The sequence below is a fragment of the Bacteroidota bacterium genome (genome assembly GCA_016195025.1).
Taxonomy (GTDB): Bacteria; Bacteroidota; Bacteroidia; order Palsa-948; family Palsa-948; genus Palsa-948.
This window is the reverse complement of sequence record JACQAL010000068.1, coordinates 69,584-84,153: the sequence shown is the minus strand read 5'-3', so window position 1 is coordinate 84,153 and position 14,570 is coordinate 69,584. Positions and strand designations below refer to the sequence as shown.

Below are 14,570 nucleotides of genomic sequence, written 5' to 3'. Positions count from 1 at the left end.
TTGAACTGGCGTATTTCAGCATCGGCATTTCGTATGATATAAATATTGCCTCTGCTTCGCAAGTCAGTAAACCAAATGCTATAGAGATTTCGCTGAAGTATTCCAACCTGAAAGACGCTTTGTTCAAAGAGAAGTAAAATATTCAAGACACTGCTCTGATAAAGATAGGAGCAGTTTTTCATTTTAGTTTTTAAAGGTAGCAAAACATCCCCGGAATAACACCCTCATTCGTAAAATTCGTTACTTCGTTACCAGGAATAGAAATCTACATTCTTACATTTGATACGCCACCCTTCTTTCCGTTTTTCTTTCCGGGAAAAGGTGCAAAACCCGTTGAAAAAATAATCTTCAAATAATTTGTTTTTGTTGCGCCAAAAAATACCTTTGTACTACTCAAAAACCAATTCTCCTATGAAAAAAACTTTTACCCTATGCGCTTTCATGCTTGCAGCAGGCACGAGCGCCAGTTTTCTTTTTGCGCAGGAACACATTCAAACGCCTCCCGATGCCAACGGATACATCCGCTGCGGGCAGGTGATGTACGAGAATTACCTCCGCTCCGTTGACCCCAAGTTTGACGAGAAGCGCGCGGAAGCGGATAGAATAATCAGTGAAGGCGCAAAGCAATTTTTAGAAGCGCGCCTGAACGGAAACAGCGTCAATACGGTTTATACCATTCCGATTGTAGTTCATATTTTATACAATGGATCCGGGCAGAACCCCACCGATAACCAGGTGAAAGCCGCCATTACGCAAATGAACAAAGATTGGTCGCGCACCAATGCCGATGCCGCGAACACGCCTTCTGCCTGGGTGCCGCGCGCAGTGAGTTTGGATGTTCAGTTCTGCCTCGCGCAGAAAGACCCCAGCGGAAATTCTACCACCGGAATTATTCATAAGGCAACCAGCGTTGCTTCTTTTACTACGGATGATAAAATAAAATCAAATGCCTCTGGCGGTGATGATACCTGGCCCATCAATCAATACTTCAATATATGGATTGGAAATTTGGGAGGCGGCTTGCTCGGCTATGGTTCGTTTCCCCCTCCGGGCTCTGGGTATGGAACCGTGGTTCACTACTGTACCATTAACGGAACCTGTCCTCCTTATAATATGGGAAGAACCCTCTGCCACGAAAACGGGCATTGCTTCGCCCTCTATCATATATGGGGCGATGACGGTGGCGCCTGCACCGGCAGCGACCAGGTGGCGGACACCCCCAACATGGCGGATGCAACTTCGGGCAACCCGAGCGGCTGCGTAACCGATGCCTGCGGAGTGGGTGCCGGTTCCAACGAGGGCTCTAACACCTGTTCCCCCTACCCGGGAAGAATGTACCAGAACTTTATGGATTATACCGATGATGCCGGTTATAATATGTACACCACCGGGCAGAAAGCGCGCGTGCAGTCAACCGTTACCAGTTATTTAATGGCGCTGGCAAATAATTCTTCTGTGGTATGTTCTCCCCCCGTTGCGCTCGATGCAGGCATTTCATCCATTGTTTCTCCCAACGGAACAATATGCAACACCTCTTTCACTCCTGTGGTTACAGTGAAAAATTTCGGAACCACTACGTTAACTTCCTGCACCATCAATTATCATGTGGATGCCAATCCAAGCGCAATGTTCAACTGGACGGGTTCTCTTACCACCGGGCAAACTGCCAATGCCACGCTTCCGGTTCAAACCGCTGCGGCAGGAACGCATACTTTTTATGCTTCCACCAGCGCTCCTAATAGCGGCTCTGACCTGAACACGAGCAATGACCTGTCGTCAAATCCGTTTGTGATTGGCACAACGGGTGCTGCGCTTCCTTATACAGAAGCGTTCGGAACATTTCTTCCTTCGGGATGGACGCAGACAGCCGCTCCCGCCAATGCCGACCTCTGGCTGCAAAACACCACGTACGGAAATCCGGCTCCCAGCGCGTTGTATAATTTCTGCAACCCTACTTACACCGCCACCGCACGGGTGAAAATGATTACCACCGGCTATAATTTTTCTGCCGCCAACTCGTCAGCGCAAATGACTTTTGATGTGGCGTATGCTCCCTGGGATGCTACCTACAGCGATACACTGGATGTTTATTATTCCACCAACTGCGGCAATACATGGAACATGGTTTATACCAAAGGCGGCACCACGCTCGCCACTGTTCCGTGCATCATGAGCAACACTGCTGCCTGCAGCGCTTATGCCGATGGGCAGGGATGTTTCATTCCCAACAGCAGCGCATGGCGCAATGAAAACGTATCGCTTGCTGCAGTAGTGGGGCAGAGCAACGTCTTGTTCGCTTTTGAAGCGCGCAACGGCTATGGCTCCAATCTCTTTGTGGACAACATCAACCTTCAGGCGGTGGTGGGAGTGAATGAACTCAGCCAGGAGAATGCCATTTCGGTGTTTCCCAATCCTACCGATGGAACGGTGAACGTGAGCGTGAACATTCCCAATGCCGGGCTCACAAGCGTGAAGGTTTACACTGTGGTGGGAGAAACGGTTTCGGAACTATCGGATAACATAGTCACGCCCAAAAACTTTAAAGTGAACCTTGCCGACAAGCCCAACGGAATTTATTTCATTGAAGTGAAAACAAATTCGGGCAAGGCGACTAAAAAAGTGGTGCTGAATAAATAAAAGCCGGAAGAAGGGAGGGTTGGAACAGCATTCATCATTCCAACCTTCCAATCTTCCATCCTTCCATCCAATTATTCTTTTATGAAAAAATCGTTACTTCTTCTTTTACCTGCTTCCTTTTTATTCGCGGAAGCATTTTCACAAAACGTAAATTATGTTCTCCAGTTTGACGGAAGCAGCAATTACGTGAACATAGGAACTTCTGCCGGAGCCGGAGTGCGCAGCATTGAATTCTGGTTTGCGCCTTCCATCACTATTACTCCTGCAACCACCGACCCTGCCTATACGTTCATTCAGCGCAACGATGCCACGCAATATCATGAATATGGATTTTCCATTCCCGGAACGGATTGGTCGACCGGTTATAGGGGATATATTAATTTCGGAATGCGTGATAACGGCACGTTGCATAATGTAACATCCAACGCCAACACATGGTCTGCAGGCGTATGGCATCACGTTGCCGGAGTGATTGACCCCGCAACAGGAGTGAAACTTTATATTGACGGAGTGCTTCAAACTTCCACCGACCCAACCGGAACTGTTCCCATTGCCGCGAGTACGGAAATCACCGCCTTCGGAACATGGGGCGATGCGTTTATCCGTTTTTACAACGGCTTGCTGGATGAAGTGCGTTTTTGGAACCGCGCGCTTTCACAAACGGAAATTCAGCAGAAGATGTGCTACTGGCTTGTTCCCGCCAACGAAACCGGTTTGGTGGGCTACTGGAAAATGAATGAAGGAAGCGGCACCACTGTTTACGATGCAACTTCAAGCAGCAATAACGGTACCATCAGCGGTGCAACTTTTGTGCAGCAAACCAATTGCTTTACCGGATATTTTGGCGTGAACGAATTGGAAAGCGGGGTGAACATTTCTGTTTTTCCTAATCCTGTTTCTTCCGATGCATTCATTCAGTCAGATAAAATTCTGAAGAACGCAACGCTTACTATTTGCAATCAACTTGGGCAGGAAGTAAAAACAATAGAAAACATTTCGGGGCAAACGATTCAAATAAGTTGTACCGATTTATCCGAAGGGCTTTACTTTGTTCACCTGAAGCAAGAAGGAAAAATTCTTGCCGTGCAGAAACTGGTGATGGGCGCTCAATAAATTCGCGGGTGCTATTTTTCCGACACCCACTTTACAATTTCATCAACGGGCAAATGGTCGCCAACAAATTTTCCGTAATAGGCGGTGTGAATAATTCCCTGATCATCAATTAAAAAATCAGCGCCTATCCGGTTAAGATGCCCGTCTCTTTCATAGTTGTTTTTGAAAAGTTTTTTTCCTGCCGAATGTTTTTGTCCATAATGGTTGAACAAGCCGATAAACGTTTTCCACCAACTCTTTTGCACCTTGAATTTTTTATACAGCGTTTCCTGCGGGTCGGCAATCAGGAAGAAAGGAATTTCTTCTTTGCTCGCGTACTGCGTGAGCATTTCTTTGCTTGATTCGTACACGGAAATAATAACAAACCCTTTTGCTTTTAAACTATCGTACTGCTGAAGCAGTTCGTGCGTGCGGAAATTGCAGAGCGGGCAACTCACATAGCGGTTGAAGGTGAGAAGAATCTTTTTTCCTTTTAATGCACCGGTAGAAACCGTATCGCCAAACGCGCTCGTGAGAAAAAGCGCGGGCAATTTATCTCCCGCTTTAAATTTATGCGGTGATTGAGAAAATAAAGAGAATGGAATGAAAAGTAAAGAAAGAAAAAGTTTCATTCTGCAAATATACCCCAATCATTTCCGAAAATTCAAGACAGGGACAATTCCGTATATTCGCAAATCCATGACACAGCAGGAAGCAGAAGAAATAAAAGAGTTGCTCTCTTCAAAAAAGAGCATTGTAATTGTTACGCATAAAAATCCAGATGGCGATGCCATGGGCTCTTCGCTGGGCTTGTATAATTTCCTGCTTCGGAAAAATCACCGCGTAAGCGTAATCACTCCCAACGGTTATCCTGAGTTCCTTAAATGGCTGCCGGGCGATGATAAGGTGCTTGAATTTTCAGAGAACCCGGATAAAGCGGAAGCGCTCGTCAAAAAAGCCGCAGTGATTTTTTGCCTCGACTTTAATGCGCTGCGCAGAATAGAAACGCTGGGAACGCTGGTGAAAAAATCCAAAGCGATAAAAATTCTTATTGACCATCACCTGCTGCCGGAAAAGTTTGCGCACTATATGCTTTGCGATAAAAAATCCTGTTCCACCGCGCAACTTGTGTTTGATTTCATTGTGATGCTCGGTGATAAAAAAGGTATTAATAAAAAAGTGGCGAACTGCCTTTACACCGGCATTATGACCGATTCGCTGAACTTCAAAATCAATACCACTTCTGCGCATACGCACCGCGTGGTTTCCGATTTAATTGAAGCAGGCGCGCAAAATAATCTTGCCTACTCAAACGTTTTTGATACCAATTCAGAAAACAGAATCCGCCTGCTGGGGCATTGCCTTGTGAAAGAAATGAAAGTGCTGAAAGAATACAATACCGGCTTCATTGCGCTTTCGGCAAGCGATTTGAAAAAATATAATTTTCAGAAAGGCGACACCGAAGGCGTGGTGAATTATCCGCTCTCCATCGAAGGAATAAAATTTTCTGCTCTCTTCACTGAACTGAAAGGCGAAATACGGATTTCGTTCCGCTCGAAAGGAAATTTTGATGTGAATAAATTTGCGCGAAAACATTTCAGCGGTGGCGGCCACCTGAATGCTGCCGGTGGCGAAGCGCACACCACCCTTGATGAAGCGGTGACCAGATTTGTAAACATTCTTCCCGAATACAAAGACGAATTGCTGAAGTGATTTTACCTATGAAATTTACTTTTTATTTTTTAGTATCTTCATTTTTATTTTTGTTTTTCTCCTGCGGAAACCCTGAAGTGAAAAAGAAAAAAGAAATTAATCCCGATAAATTCAAAGAGCAGTTGCTTAAAGTGAATAAATACGAAGTGGAAAAAGAATCGGATGAAATCAACCAGTATATTGCCAATCACAACTGGCAAATGGAAAAAACCGGAACGGGCTTGCGCTATATGTTTTTGAAAAAAGGAAACGGGCTGCCGGCTCAATCCGGAAACAATGTAAAAGTGAATTATAAAATTTCTTTGCTCGATGGAACGGAATGTTATTCTTCTGAAAAAGACGGAGCATATGAATTTAAAGTGGAAGGCGAAGCCATTGAAAGCGGCTTGCAGGAAGGAGTGCAACTGATGCATGTGGGCGATAAAGCAAAATTTATTGTCCCCTCTTGGCTTGCGCACGGCTTGCATGGCGATGACGCAAAAATTCCTCCGCTCTCCAGCATCGAAGCAGATATAGAACTTTTAGAAGTGAAATGAAAATGCCAGCGAAGCACGAACACTTTACGAACGTACGAAGTACGAATTATTTTTTTTACTTTTCACTTCTTACTTTTCACTTCTTGCTTTTCTCCTGCGGTGACAGCAGGTTTCGCGATTTTACCAAAACAAAAAATGGTCTTTACTATAAACTCATTGATGTAGGCGAAGGAATTAAAAAAGCAAAACCAAATGATTATGTTACTGCTCAAATAATAATCAAGTCCGAGAAAGATTCTATTCTTTATGATACGCGCACCATTGGTTTGCAGGGCGCGGTAACTTTTCTTCTCCCTCCTCCTGAATATGAAAAGGACTACCGCGAGGGATTTCAGTATTTATCAGAAGGCGACAGCGTAGTTTTTATTACCGATGCTTACACACTGTACATGAAAAAAAATCATACGGTGATTCCCGCAGGCATCGGAATGTATCTTGAATCGCCCATTTATATTTACGCGAAAGTTTTTAAGGTGCAAACTCCCGCAGAACACGAACAGGATGCGAAAGCGGAAAAAGAAAAATCAGAGCAGGGAGAGTTTGAAGAAAAAAAAGTTCTTGATAAATATCTTGCCGACAGTTCAGTGTCGGCAGAATTAATTTCCAACGGAATGTATTATATGAAACTCAGCGAAGGAAAAGGGCTCATGCCCGATTCGGGAACAGTCGCGCTGCTGAATTACAGGGGAACTTTTTTAAACGGACGCTGTTTTGATTTTTTCTATGAGAGTCAGCCCTTCGAATACATGGTAGGAATGGAAGACCAACTCATAAAAGGATTGGAAACCGGAGTGCGGAGAATGCACGAGGGCGAACGCGCAAAATTTATTATACCTTCGCACCTCGCTTACGGAAGCAGTGGTTCAGCAAACGGAATTGTGCCTCCGTTCACGACTGTAATTTATGAAGTAGAACTAATAAAAGTGCAATAAAAAAAGTTTATGGTTTACAGTTTACGGTTTTCGGTTTGGATTCTTTCCATTTGCCTTCTGCCATCTGCCATCTGCCTTGTCTCCTGTGGAGATTCAAAATATTCCGGCTTTGAAAAAACTCCCAGCGGCTTGCGCTATAAATTTCATGTGCATGGAAAAGATACCGCGCATCCGAAATACGGGGAAATTGTTCGTTTGAAAATGCTCACGCGCATTGGCGACTCAACGGTTGACAACACTTCGCTCATTTATCCCGATGGCGTTCGCAGAAATCTTCGTGAGCCGATTTTCAAGGGCGCTGTGGAAGAAGGGATTCACATGATGGCGATTGGCGACAGCGCAACTTTTCTCGTGCCCACCGATTCGGTAAATAAATTTTATCCTTCGAAAGATTCTGCCAAAAATTATTTGACGGGCGAATACCTCGAGTTCAATGTGAAACTGGAAAACATTCAAACCATGCAGGACATCATGTGGGAACAGGAACAGCAGCGGAAAATGTATATGAGCGAGCGCAAAGAAAAAGAGCCTAAAGAACTCAGCCAGTATATCACAGACAACCACATTGACGCGAAGCCGGCAAAAAGCGGAATGTATTTTATTGAAACCGCCAAAGGAAAAGGCGCAAGCCCAAAGGATGGCGATTCGGTGCTTGTGCATTACACCGGAACTTTTCTCAACGGAACCATTTTTGATTCTTCAGTGAAACGAGGGCAGCCGTTTACATTTGCTGTGGGAGAAAAAAAAGTGATTGAAGGATGGGAGCAGGCAATTAAAATGATGAAGAAAGGTTCTGCGGCTACAATTATTTTGCCTTCTTCACTGGCGTATGATTCCAGTGGCGTGCAGGACCCGCGCACCGGAAAATATTTTCTTCCTCCGTACATGCCTCTTAAATTCGATATTCAACTGTTAGACATTAAATCAAAAAAATAAAATATGAAAACAATTATTTCTTTTTTTATTGCAGCAACTTTTTTGTTTCCTCTTTCCTCGTTCGCTCAGAAAAAAAAATCGCAGGCAAAAACTGAAACGAAAAAGGAAACCATTGAACTCAACAAGGAATACACCACCGCTTCCGGCTTGAAATATAAAATCACTAAGAAAGGAACAGGAGTGAAAGCAGAAGCCGGTGATATGGTTTCGGTTCACTATGTGGGAACACTTCCCGACAGCGCGAAAACAAAATTCGACAGTTCGCGCGACCGTGGGCAACCATTTTCATTCACGCTTGGCGCAGGACAAGTAATTAAAGGATGGGACGAAGGAATTGCGCTGCTGCATGTAGGCGACCAGGCAATGCTCACCATTCCTCCTGATTTAGGATATGGCGCGCGCGCTATGGGAAAAATTCCTGCCAACGCAACTTTACTGTTTGAAGTGGAGTTGATGGATGTGAAAGCGCCTCCCAAACCATGGGATGTGAAAGGATTGAAAGTGGATTCAACCGGTGATGGATTAAAATATATTGTGCTAAAAAAAGGAACCGGAGCCAAAGCCGTGAACGGAAAAAAAGTTTCTGTTCATTATTCAGGATTTTTAGGCGATGGAAGTTGGAAACTTTTTGATTCATCGGTTCAGCGCGGGCAGCCCATTGAATTTAATCTCGGAGTAGGGCAGGTGATTAAAGGATGGGACGAAGGCATTGCGCTTATGAGCGTGGGCGATAAAATGCGCCTGCTTATTCCGTATCAACTTGCGTATGGTGAACAAGGTCGTCCGCCTATTATTCCTCCGAAGGCAACTTTGATTTTTGATGTGGAGTTGATGAACGTAGAATAGAACAACCAGTCCTGGTAACGAATTAACGAATCGGTAACGAATGTTACAAATCCAATGAAAGAAGATTTATTATTTCCTGAATTGAGTTATAAAATTGTTGGGTGTTCTTTTGAAGTATTTAATGAAATCGGAGGTGGACATAAAGAGATTACTTATCATAAAGCATTTGGAATAGCGCTTTCTAAAATCCAAATCCCATACAAAGAGAATTTATATTATCCCGTTAAGTTTAATGATACAACTGTAGAGAAAGGATATTTTGATTATTTGGTGGATGAAAAAATTGTTGTAGAATTAAAATCACGCGATGTATTTCTTAAAAAAGATTTCGAGCAATTGACAAATTATCTCATAAATTCAAAATTGAAATTAGGGATTCTAATTGCTTTCGGAAGTACGCAAGTAAAATATAAGCGCGTATTAAATACAATACTCCTGAATAAGGAAAAAGAACTTTTATCTGATTCCGATTCGTTAAATTCGTAATAAGATTCGTTAATTCGTTACCGGAAAATGAACAAAGGAAAAAAGGAAATAAAAAGAATCACCACGCACGTTCTTCTCCAAATGAAGAAGAACGGAGAAAAAATTTCCATGCTCACCGGTTATGATTTTACTTCAGCAAAAATTTTGGATGCAGCAGGAATTGATGTAATTCTTGTTGGAGATTCCGCTTCCAATGTAATGGCTGGAAACGAAACAACTCTGCCAATTACGCTCGACCAGATGATTTATCACGCCACTTCGGTTGTTCGCGCGGTAAAGCGCGCGCTCGTTGTGGTTGATTTGCCCTTTGGTTCTTACCAGGGAAATTCAAAAGAAGCATTGAATTCCGCTATACGAATCATGAAAGAATCGGGCGCGCACGCAGTGAAACTTGAAGGAGGAAAAGAAGTGAAAGAATCCATCGAGCGGATTTTATCGGCAGGAATTCCTGTGATGGGACATTTAGGATTAACTCCGCAATCCATTTATAAATTCGGAACGTATGAAGTACGCGCAAAAGAAAAGGTGGAAGCGGAACGAGTTGAAAAAGATGCGCAGTTGCTTGAAGAGACCGGATGTTTCGCGATTGTTCTTGAAAAAATTCCTGCCAAACTTGCCGCGCAGGTCTCAAAAAATATTTCTATTCCTGTAATTGGAATTGGTGCAGGCAGCGAAGTGGACGGACAGGTTTTGGTTTTTCACGATATGCTCGGGCTCAATAAAGAATTTTCTCCCCGTTTTCTCCGCAGGTATTTGAATCTTTACGATGATGTGAAAACTGCCGTGCAAAAATATATCAAGGATGTAAAGAGCAAAGATTTTCCGAATGAAAAGGAACAGTACTAATGGAAATTCTTTTTGAAGACAATCACCTCATCGCTGTAAATAAAAAACCTTCCGAAATTGTTCAGGGCGATAAAACGGGCGATGAGCCGCTGAGCGAAAAAGTAAAAAAGTATTTAAAGGCAAAATACAACAAGCCGGGTGAAGTTTTCCTTGGAGTAATTCACCGCATTGACCGCCCGGTGAGCGGAGTTGTGATTTTTGCAAAGACCAGCAAAGCCCTTGCCCGCATGAATGAATTGTTCCGCACGAAAGAAGTGAAAAAAACTTATTGGGCGGTTGTAAAAAATAAACCGGAACCCGAAAGCGGAAATTTAATTCATTACCTAAAAAAAAATGAACAGAAAAATATTTCACGTGCGTATGAAAAAGAAATGGAAGGAAGTTTAAAAGCGGAACTGGAGTATAAAATCAGTTGCCATTCGGAAAATTATTTTCTTCTTGAAATAAATCCGCATACAGGAAGGCATCACCAGATTCGAGTGCAACTTTCAGCCATCGGCTGCCCCATCAAAGGCGATGTGAAATATGGATTCAAACGAACGAATGAAGATGCAAGTATTCATCTTCACGCCAGAAAAGTTGAATTTATTCATCCTATAAAAAAAGAATCTATAACAATCACCGCAAATCCTCCCGATGAACCGCTCTGGAATTTTTTTTTGAAACAAGTTCAGTTATAAGTTACGCAGGTAACTTACAAAAGGAATCATGCCCGAAACCGCAATTCCAAAAACTCTTTTGTTGAGAGAAAAATTTCCGAAACCAAAGTCGAACGAATTTTTTTCTCCCATATAGCGCATGCCTGCCGTAAGAAATTTTATTTTATTGTCAAATGCAAGCCAGTTTTCTGTTACCAGCGCGCAATGCGGAGTTAAGCGATGTTCTGCGCTGAGCGTAAAAGTGTTTACATATACATTGTAAGTATGATGCAAGTAATAATATCTTCTGTTCTGATACGTAAAATATCCATAGCCGCCACCAATGCTGATGTGCGAATTTCTGTTTCCAAAAGTCAGCATTCCATAACCAAAAGCAGAATATTGTTTTCCTGTGCGCAGAGAAAAAAGTCCGCCACCGCCTGCATAAATTCCGTTGCTGATTTTATAACTTAAATGCGGTGCAATAAATACTGCAACAGGAAGAATGACTCCTCCGCTCAGCGAAAAATTTTTTGACAGCGATGCTTCGAATCCGTTAAAGAGCCCCATCGTGTTTTGGTAATACGCTTCGTTTGTATTCAGCGGAATGGAGGAAGGAGTGATAAAGTAATGCGCGTCTATGGAAGTTTTGAACCAGTATTTTCCATTCGGAAAATTTCCGGGCGCAATCACCTGAATGTTTTTTATTTTGTTCACATCCACTATAACATTTCCAATTGCCGAAGTTTCAACAATAATTTCTTTTTCTTTTTTGTTGATGATTTTCCCCTGCAAGATGGTCCCGTTCATCAGGGTAATGAGATAAAATTCCTGCGGCTCTATTTGCGCTATACTTGCCACATCGCGTGCATGGAAAGAAACATTTCCGAGCAATTCATCCTGAAAAACAGTTTCTCTTTTTTCCTCGCTGATAATTTTTCCTTTTAATACCGTGCCGTCTTTTAGCGTCACAATGTGATAAAGCGAATGCAGCGAATCGCTGCCGGAGAATGAAGTTTGCTGGGAGAAAGAAAAAAAAGAAATAGGAATAAAAAAAATAATCAGAATAATTTTTTTCTCATTCGCGCTCATAATCTTGCAAAGGTAAATTAAAAAAATCGTGCCTCAAATCCATTTTTCAGAGCGGCTCTTTTTCAATTCGGAGCGTATTTTTTTTTGCTTTATTCTTTTTTCTTTCGAAGTTCTTGTTGCCTTGGTGATAATTCTTTTCTTTTTCTCCCTGAAGCAGTCATGGATGAGTTTGTGAAATTTTTTCAGTGCAATAAATTTATTTTCCAGTTGCGAGCGCGATGTCTCCGCAGTTACTTTCAGAATTCCTTCCTTATTGATATGTTGAAAAAGTTTTTCAGAAATTTTTTGTTTTTGCTCATTCGTTAATAACTTCGAATTGGCAACATCAAAATTCAATTCTACCTTTGTGGAAACTTTATTTACGTTTTGTCCGCCTTTGCCGCTGCTGCGCGATGCACGGTAAAAAATTTCTTTCTCAAAAGGAAGCGACAAAATATTCATAAAGCGAAAGTACAATTAAGATGAGAATCGGAATTACTATAATTCTTACTCTGGCTATCACCCTGAGCGTAGTCGAAGGGTCTTTTGCACAAATTAATCCCGATAGTTTGATTTCAGTTTACACAAAGAAGATGCAGAAATATCTGGATAAAGAAAATAAACTGTCAGAATTTTTTTCTTTCACAAAAGAAGGAATTGAAGTTTATCAGCCGGCAACCGATACTTCGAAGAAGAAATTACAATTCTTACTGCAATGGAATAAAACAGATAGTTTTATTTTATCAATGAATTCCAAAATAAAGAGACATTATGGTCGCATTGCTCACGATAAGGAATTGAGTTTTTTAGCAATTGCTCTCGACCCCGGCCACATAGGCGGAGATTTAGAATCAGCGAAGAAAGAAAAAAAATGGGTGGAAATAAAATCCAACCCTCCGATACAACTTATTGAAGGAAATCTTACTCTCGCTACTGCAAAAGTTCTAAAGAAGAAATTAGAACGCGAAGGCGCAACCGTAATGCTTACAAGAAATGAAGAAGGCATTTCTTCTTTCGGAGTTACATATGAAAAATGGAAAGACAGTTTGTTTCTGCGCTCGGTTGATTCCGCTTTTACAAGAGGAGATATTTCTTTCGAAGAAAAAAATTTTCTTTTAACAAAAGCAAATGATTTGGAAATCTTCCGCAGGTTTTTTTTGCAGGAAGATTTGCGCGAGCGTGCAAAAAAAATAAATGAGTTCCATCCTGACTTAACGCTGATTATTCACTACAATGTGGATGAAACAAATAAAGAATGGAACAAGCCCACAAAAAAAGATTTCAATATGGCGTTTGTAGGTGGAAGTTTTTCTGCGGATGAACTGGACAAACCGGAAGCGCGAATTGATTTTCTTCGCCTGCTTCTTACGGATGATATTCAAAATTCAATTTTGTTTTCTAAATTCATTGTAGAAAGTTTAGTGGAGAAAACAAAAGTTCCTGCGGCAATGGATTCTTGCGCAATTTATCTGAAAGGAAATTGTTTGAATACAGATGTGCCTGGAGTTTTCTGCCGCAACCTTGCTCTTACGCGAATGGTGCGCGGAACTTTGTGTTATGGCGAATCGCTTTGCCAGGATAATAGTAATGAAAGTAAGGCGCTGAATCAAAAAGATTCAAAACGAATAGAGGAAGTAGCAGAAGCATACTTTGAAGGAATAATGAATTACGTAAAAAGTAAAAACAAATAGGTGCGGGTGAATTGCAATTCGCTCGTACTTCGATGAAATAAAAAGATGGAAGAAGATGAAAAATATTTTCGCGGAAGAGGCGCACAGGTAAATCCGGCTAACCGTTTCTTCAATGATTCTTATGTGAAAGAGTTTCCGGAAATGATTGATGAAGAAATGCTGCGCGAAGAACAAACTCAGTACATAGAAGTTTTTCCAAAGACAATTGTAAACAAAGTCGAAAGCCCCGATATTCCCGGAATGTATTCAATGAATCCGTATCAGGGATGCGAACACGGATGCTTATACTGCTATGCGCGCACCACGCACGAATACTGGGGTTACAGCGCGGGGCTTGACTTTGAAAGAAAAATTCTTGTAAAGAAAAATGCTCCTGAACTTTTAGAAAAAAATTTTCGGAAAAAAAACTGGGAGCCGCAGCCGATTATGCTCTCAGGAAATACAGATTGTTATCAGCCCATCGAAAGAAAATTAGAAATCACGAGAGGAATACTGCAAGTTTGTTTGAAGTACAAGCACCCCGTTTCTCTCATTACAAAAAATGCATTGATACTTCGGGATATTGATATTCTTTCCGAACTTGCAAAATTAAATCTCGTGCATGTGATGGTAACTATTACTTCTCTCGATGAGGACTTGCGATTGAAACTTGAACCGCGAACTGTCACCTACAAAAACCGAATGAAAGTGGTCAGGCATTTATCCGATGCAGGAGTTGCTGTTGGAATTATGAATGCGCCAATCATTCCCGGATTAAATTCAACTGAGATTTACGATGTCATAAAAACTGCCGCTGAAAACGGAGCAAGCAATGCAGGATATACAATTGTGCGGCTCAACGGTGCCATTGCAACTGTATTTAAAGATTGGCTTGAGAAAAATTTTTCTGACCGTGCGGAAAAAGTTTGGAATCAAATTAAAGAATGCCATGGCGGACAAGTGAATGACAGCCGTTGGGGAACCCGAACAAGAGGCGAAGGAAAAATTGCTGAATCCATCCGCAATCTTTTTAAAATGGCTGTGAAAAAATACTTGAACGCAAAAGATAAATTTGAGTTTGATTCGGAAGCGTTTTATAAAAACCGCCAAAAAATTTTTATGGAAGAAAAAAACAAAGGACAATTCTCTTTGTTTGATTAAACTTGT

General features: G+C 41.9%; 16 protein-coding genes. 13 read left to right on the top strand and 3 right to left on the bottom strand.

Annotated features, from left to right (window positions below; all coding sequences use genetic code 11):
- The 3 genes from HY063_13470 to HY063_13460 all read left to right on the top strand — a co-directional run.
- Positions 1-137, top strand: a 137-nt coding sequence (locus HY063_13470; GenBank protein MBI3502795.1) for a hypothetical protein, incomplete at its 5' end; no start/stop codon positions are given.
- A 274-nt stretch (positions 138-411) separates the two neighbouring features.
- Positions 412-2,637 (top strand): T9SS type A sorting domain-containing protein, encoded by a 2,226-nt coding sequence (locus HY063_13465; protein ID MBI3502794.1) that lies wholly within the window; start codon positions 412-414, stop codon positions 2,635-2,637.
- A gap of 81 nt (positions 2,638-2,718) precedes the next feature.
- Positions 2,719-3,750, top strand: a complete 1,032-nt coding sequence (locus HY063_13460) for a T9SS type A sorting domain-containing protein (GenBank protein ID MBI3502793.1) — start codon at positions 2,719-2,721, stop codon at positions 3,748-3,750.
- 11 nt (positions 3,751-3,761) lie between these two features.
- Here the strand turns inward: HY063_13460 and HY063_13455 are convergent, their stop codons facing one another.
- Positions 3,762-4,361: a redoxin domain-containing protein gene (locus HY063_13455; protein ID MBI3502792.1), complete on the bottom strand. Its 600-nt coding sequence runs from the start codon at positions 4,359-4,361 to the stop codon at positions 3,762-3,764.
- A 67-nt stretch (positions 4,362-4,428) separates the two neighbouring features.
- On the opposite strand from HY063_13455, the gene HY063_13450 reads away from it, so the two are divergent.
- The 8 genes from HY063_13450 to HY063_13415 all read left to right on the top strand — a co-directional run bounded on the left by HY063_13450 (position 4,429) and on the right by HY063_13415 (position 10,704).
- Complete coding sequence (locus tag HY063_13450; protein MBI3502791.1) at positions 4,429-5,442, top strand: bifunctional oligoribonuclease/PAP phosphatase NrnA; 1,014 nt, start codon at positions 4,429-4,431, stop codon at positions 5,440-5,442.
- Positions 5,443-5,450: 8 nt separating this feature from the next.
- Positions 5,451-5,978 (top strand): FKBP-type peptidyl-prolyl cis-trans isomerase, encoded by a 528-nt coding sequence (locus tag HY063_13445; protein ID MBI3502790.1) that lies wholly within the window; start codon positions 5,451-5,453, stop codon positions 5,976-5,978.
- An 83-nt stretch (positions 5,979-6,061) separates the two neighbouring features.
- Positions 6,062-6,910 carry an FKBP-type peptidyl-prolyl cis-trans isomerase gene (locus HY063_13440; protein MBI3502789.1) on the top strand — a complete coding sequence of 283 codons (849 nt, stop codon included), beginning with the start codon at positions 6,062-6,064 and terminating at the stop codon, positions 6,908-6,910.
- Between the two features lie 9 nt (positions 6,911-6,919).
- The gene (locus HY063_13435) at positions 6,920-7,846 is read left to right on the top strand and encodes an FKBP-type peptidyl-prolyl cis-trans isomerase (protein MBI3502788.1); all 927 of its coding nucleotides are present in this window, start codon (positions 6,920-6,922) and stop codon (positions 7,844-7,846) included.
- 3 nt (positions 7,847-7,849) lie between these two features.
- On the top strand, positions 7,850-8,692 hold the full coding sequence (locus HY063_13430; protein ID MBI3502787.1) for an FKBP-type peptidyl-prolyl cis-trans isomerase: 843 nt from the start codon (positions 7,850-7,852) through the stop codon (positions 8,690-8,692).
- A 54-nt stretch (positions 8,693-8,746) separates the two neighbouring features.
- Positions 8,747-9,178 (top strand): GxxExxY protein, encoded by a 432-nt coding sequence (locus tag HY063_13425; GenBank protein MBI3502786.1) that lies wholly within the window; start codon positions 8,747-8,749, stop codon positions 9,176-9,178.
- A 27-nt stretch (positions 9,179-9,205) separates the two neighbouring features.
- Positions 9,206-10,024, top strand: coding sequence for a 3-methyl-2-oxobutanoate hydroxymethyltransferase (gene panB / locus HY063_13420; protein ID MBI3502785.1), 819 nt, complete (start codon positions 9,206-9,208; stop codon positions 10,022-10,024).
- Positions 10,024-10,704 carry an RNA pseudouridine synthase gene (locus HY063_13415; GenBank protein MBI3502784.1) on the top strand — a complete coding sequence of 227 codons (681 nt, stop codon included), beginning with the start codon at positions 10,024-10,026 and terminating at the stop codon, positions 10,702-10,704. Before panB ends, HY063_13415 begins: the two co-directional genes overlap by 1 nt.
- Here the strand turns inward: HY063_13415 and HY063_13410 are convergent.
- The gene (locus HY063_13410; GenBank protein ID MBI3502783.1) at positions 10,699-11,754 is read right to left on the bottom strand and encodes a hypothetical protein; all 1,056 of its coding nucleotides are present in this window, start codon (positions 11,752-11,754) and stop codon (positions 10,699-10,701) included. The two genes, HY063_13415 and HY063_13410, sit on opposite strands and share 6 nt — an antisense overlap.
- Positions 11,755-11,787: 33 nt before the next feature.
- Entirely contained in the window at positions 11,788-12,195 is a 408-nt protein-coding gene (arfB, locus tag HY063_13405) for an aminoacyl-tRNA hydrolase (GenBank protein MBI3502782.1), read from the bottom strand.
- A gap of 20 nt (positions 12,196-12,215) precedes the next feature.
- Between arfB and HY063_13400 the strand changes: the two genes are divergently transcribed.
- Complete coding sequence (locus HY063_13400) at positions 12,216-13,424, top strand: N-acetylmuramoyl-L-alanine amidase (GenBank protein MBI3502781.1); 1,209 nt, start codon at positions 12,216-12,218, stop codon at positions 13,422-13,424.
- Between the two features lie 45 nt (positions 13,425-13,469).
- Positions 13,470-14,564, top strand: coding sequence for a PA0069 family radical SAM protein (locus HY063_13395; GenBank protein MBI3502780.1), 1,095 nt, complete (start codon positions 13,470-13,472; stop codon positions 14,562-14,564).
- Positions 14,565-14,570: the final 6 nt, after the last annotated feature.

Bases quoted from the DNA above. Each gene is read 5' to 3' on its own strand.
- HY063_13465 (MBI3502794.1), top strand. From the start codon at position 412: ATGAAAAAAACTTTTACCCTATGCGCTTTCATGCTTGCAGCAGGCACG.
- HY063_13460 (MBI3502793.1), top strand. From the start codon at position 2,719: ATGAAAAAATCGTTACTTCTTCTTTTACCTGCTTCCTTTTTATTCGCG.
- HY063_13455 (MBI3502792.1), bottom strand. From the start codon at position 4,361: ATGAAACTTTTTCTTTCTTTACTTTTCATTCCATTCTCTTTATTTTCT.
- HY063_13450 (MBI3502791.1), top strand. From the start codon at position 4,429: ATGACACAGCAGGAAGCAGAAGAAATAAAAGAGTTGCTCTCTTCAAAA.
- HY063_13445 (MBI3502790.1), top strand. From the start codon at position 5,451: ATGAAATTTACTTTTTATTTTTTAGTATCTTCATTTTTATTTTTGTTT.
- HY063_13435 (MBI3502788.1), top strand. From the start codon at position 6,920: ATGGTTTACAGTTTACGGTTTTCGGTTTGGATTCTTTCCATTTGCCTT.
- HY063_13430 (MBI3502787.1), top strand. From the start codon at position 7,850: ATGAAAACAATTATTTCTTTTTTTATTGCAGCAACTTTTTTGTTTCCT.
- HY063_13425 (MBI3502786.1), top strand. From the start codon at position 8,747: ATGAAAGAAGATTTATTATTTCCTGAATTGAGTTATAAAATTGTTGGG.
- panB (MBI3502785.1), top strand. From the start codon at position 9,206: ATGAACAAAGGAAAAAAGGAAATAAAAAGAATCACCACGCACGTTCTT.
- HY063_13415 (MBI3502784.1), top strand. From the start codon at position 10,024: ATGGAAATTCTTTTTGAAGACAATCACCTCATCGCTGTAAATAAAAAA.
- HY063_13410 (MBI3502783.1), bottom strand. From the start codon at position 11,754: ATGAGCGCGAATGAGAAAAAAATTATTCTGATTATTTTTTTTATTCCT.
- arfB (MBI3502782.1), bottom strand. From the start codon at position 12,195: ATGAATATTTTGTCGCTTCCTTTTGAGAAAGAAATTTTTTACCGTGCA.
- HY063_13400 (MBI3502781.1), top strand. From the start codon at position 12,216: ATGAGAATCGGAATTACTATAATTCTTACTCTGGCTATCACCCTGAGC.
- HY063_13395 (MBI3502780.1), top strand. From the start codon at position 13,470: ATGGAAGAAGATGAAAAATATTTTCGCGGAAGAGGCGCACAGGTAAAT.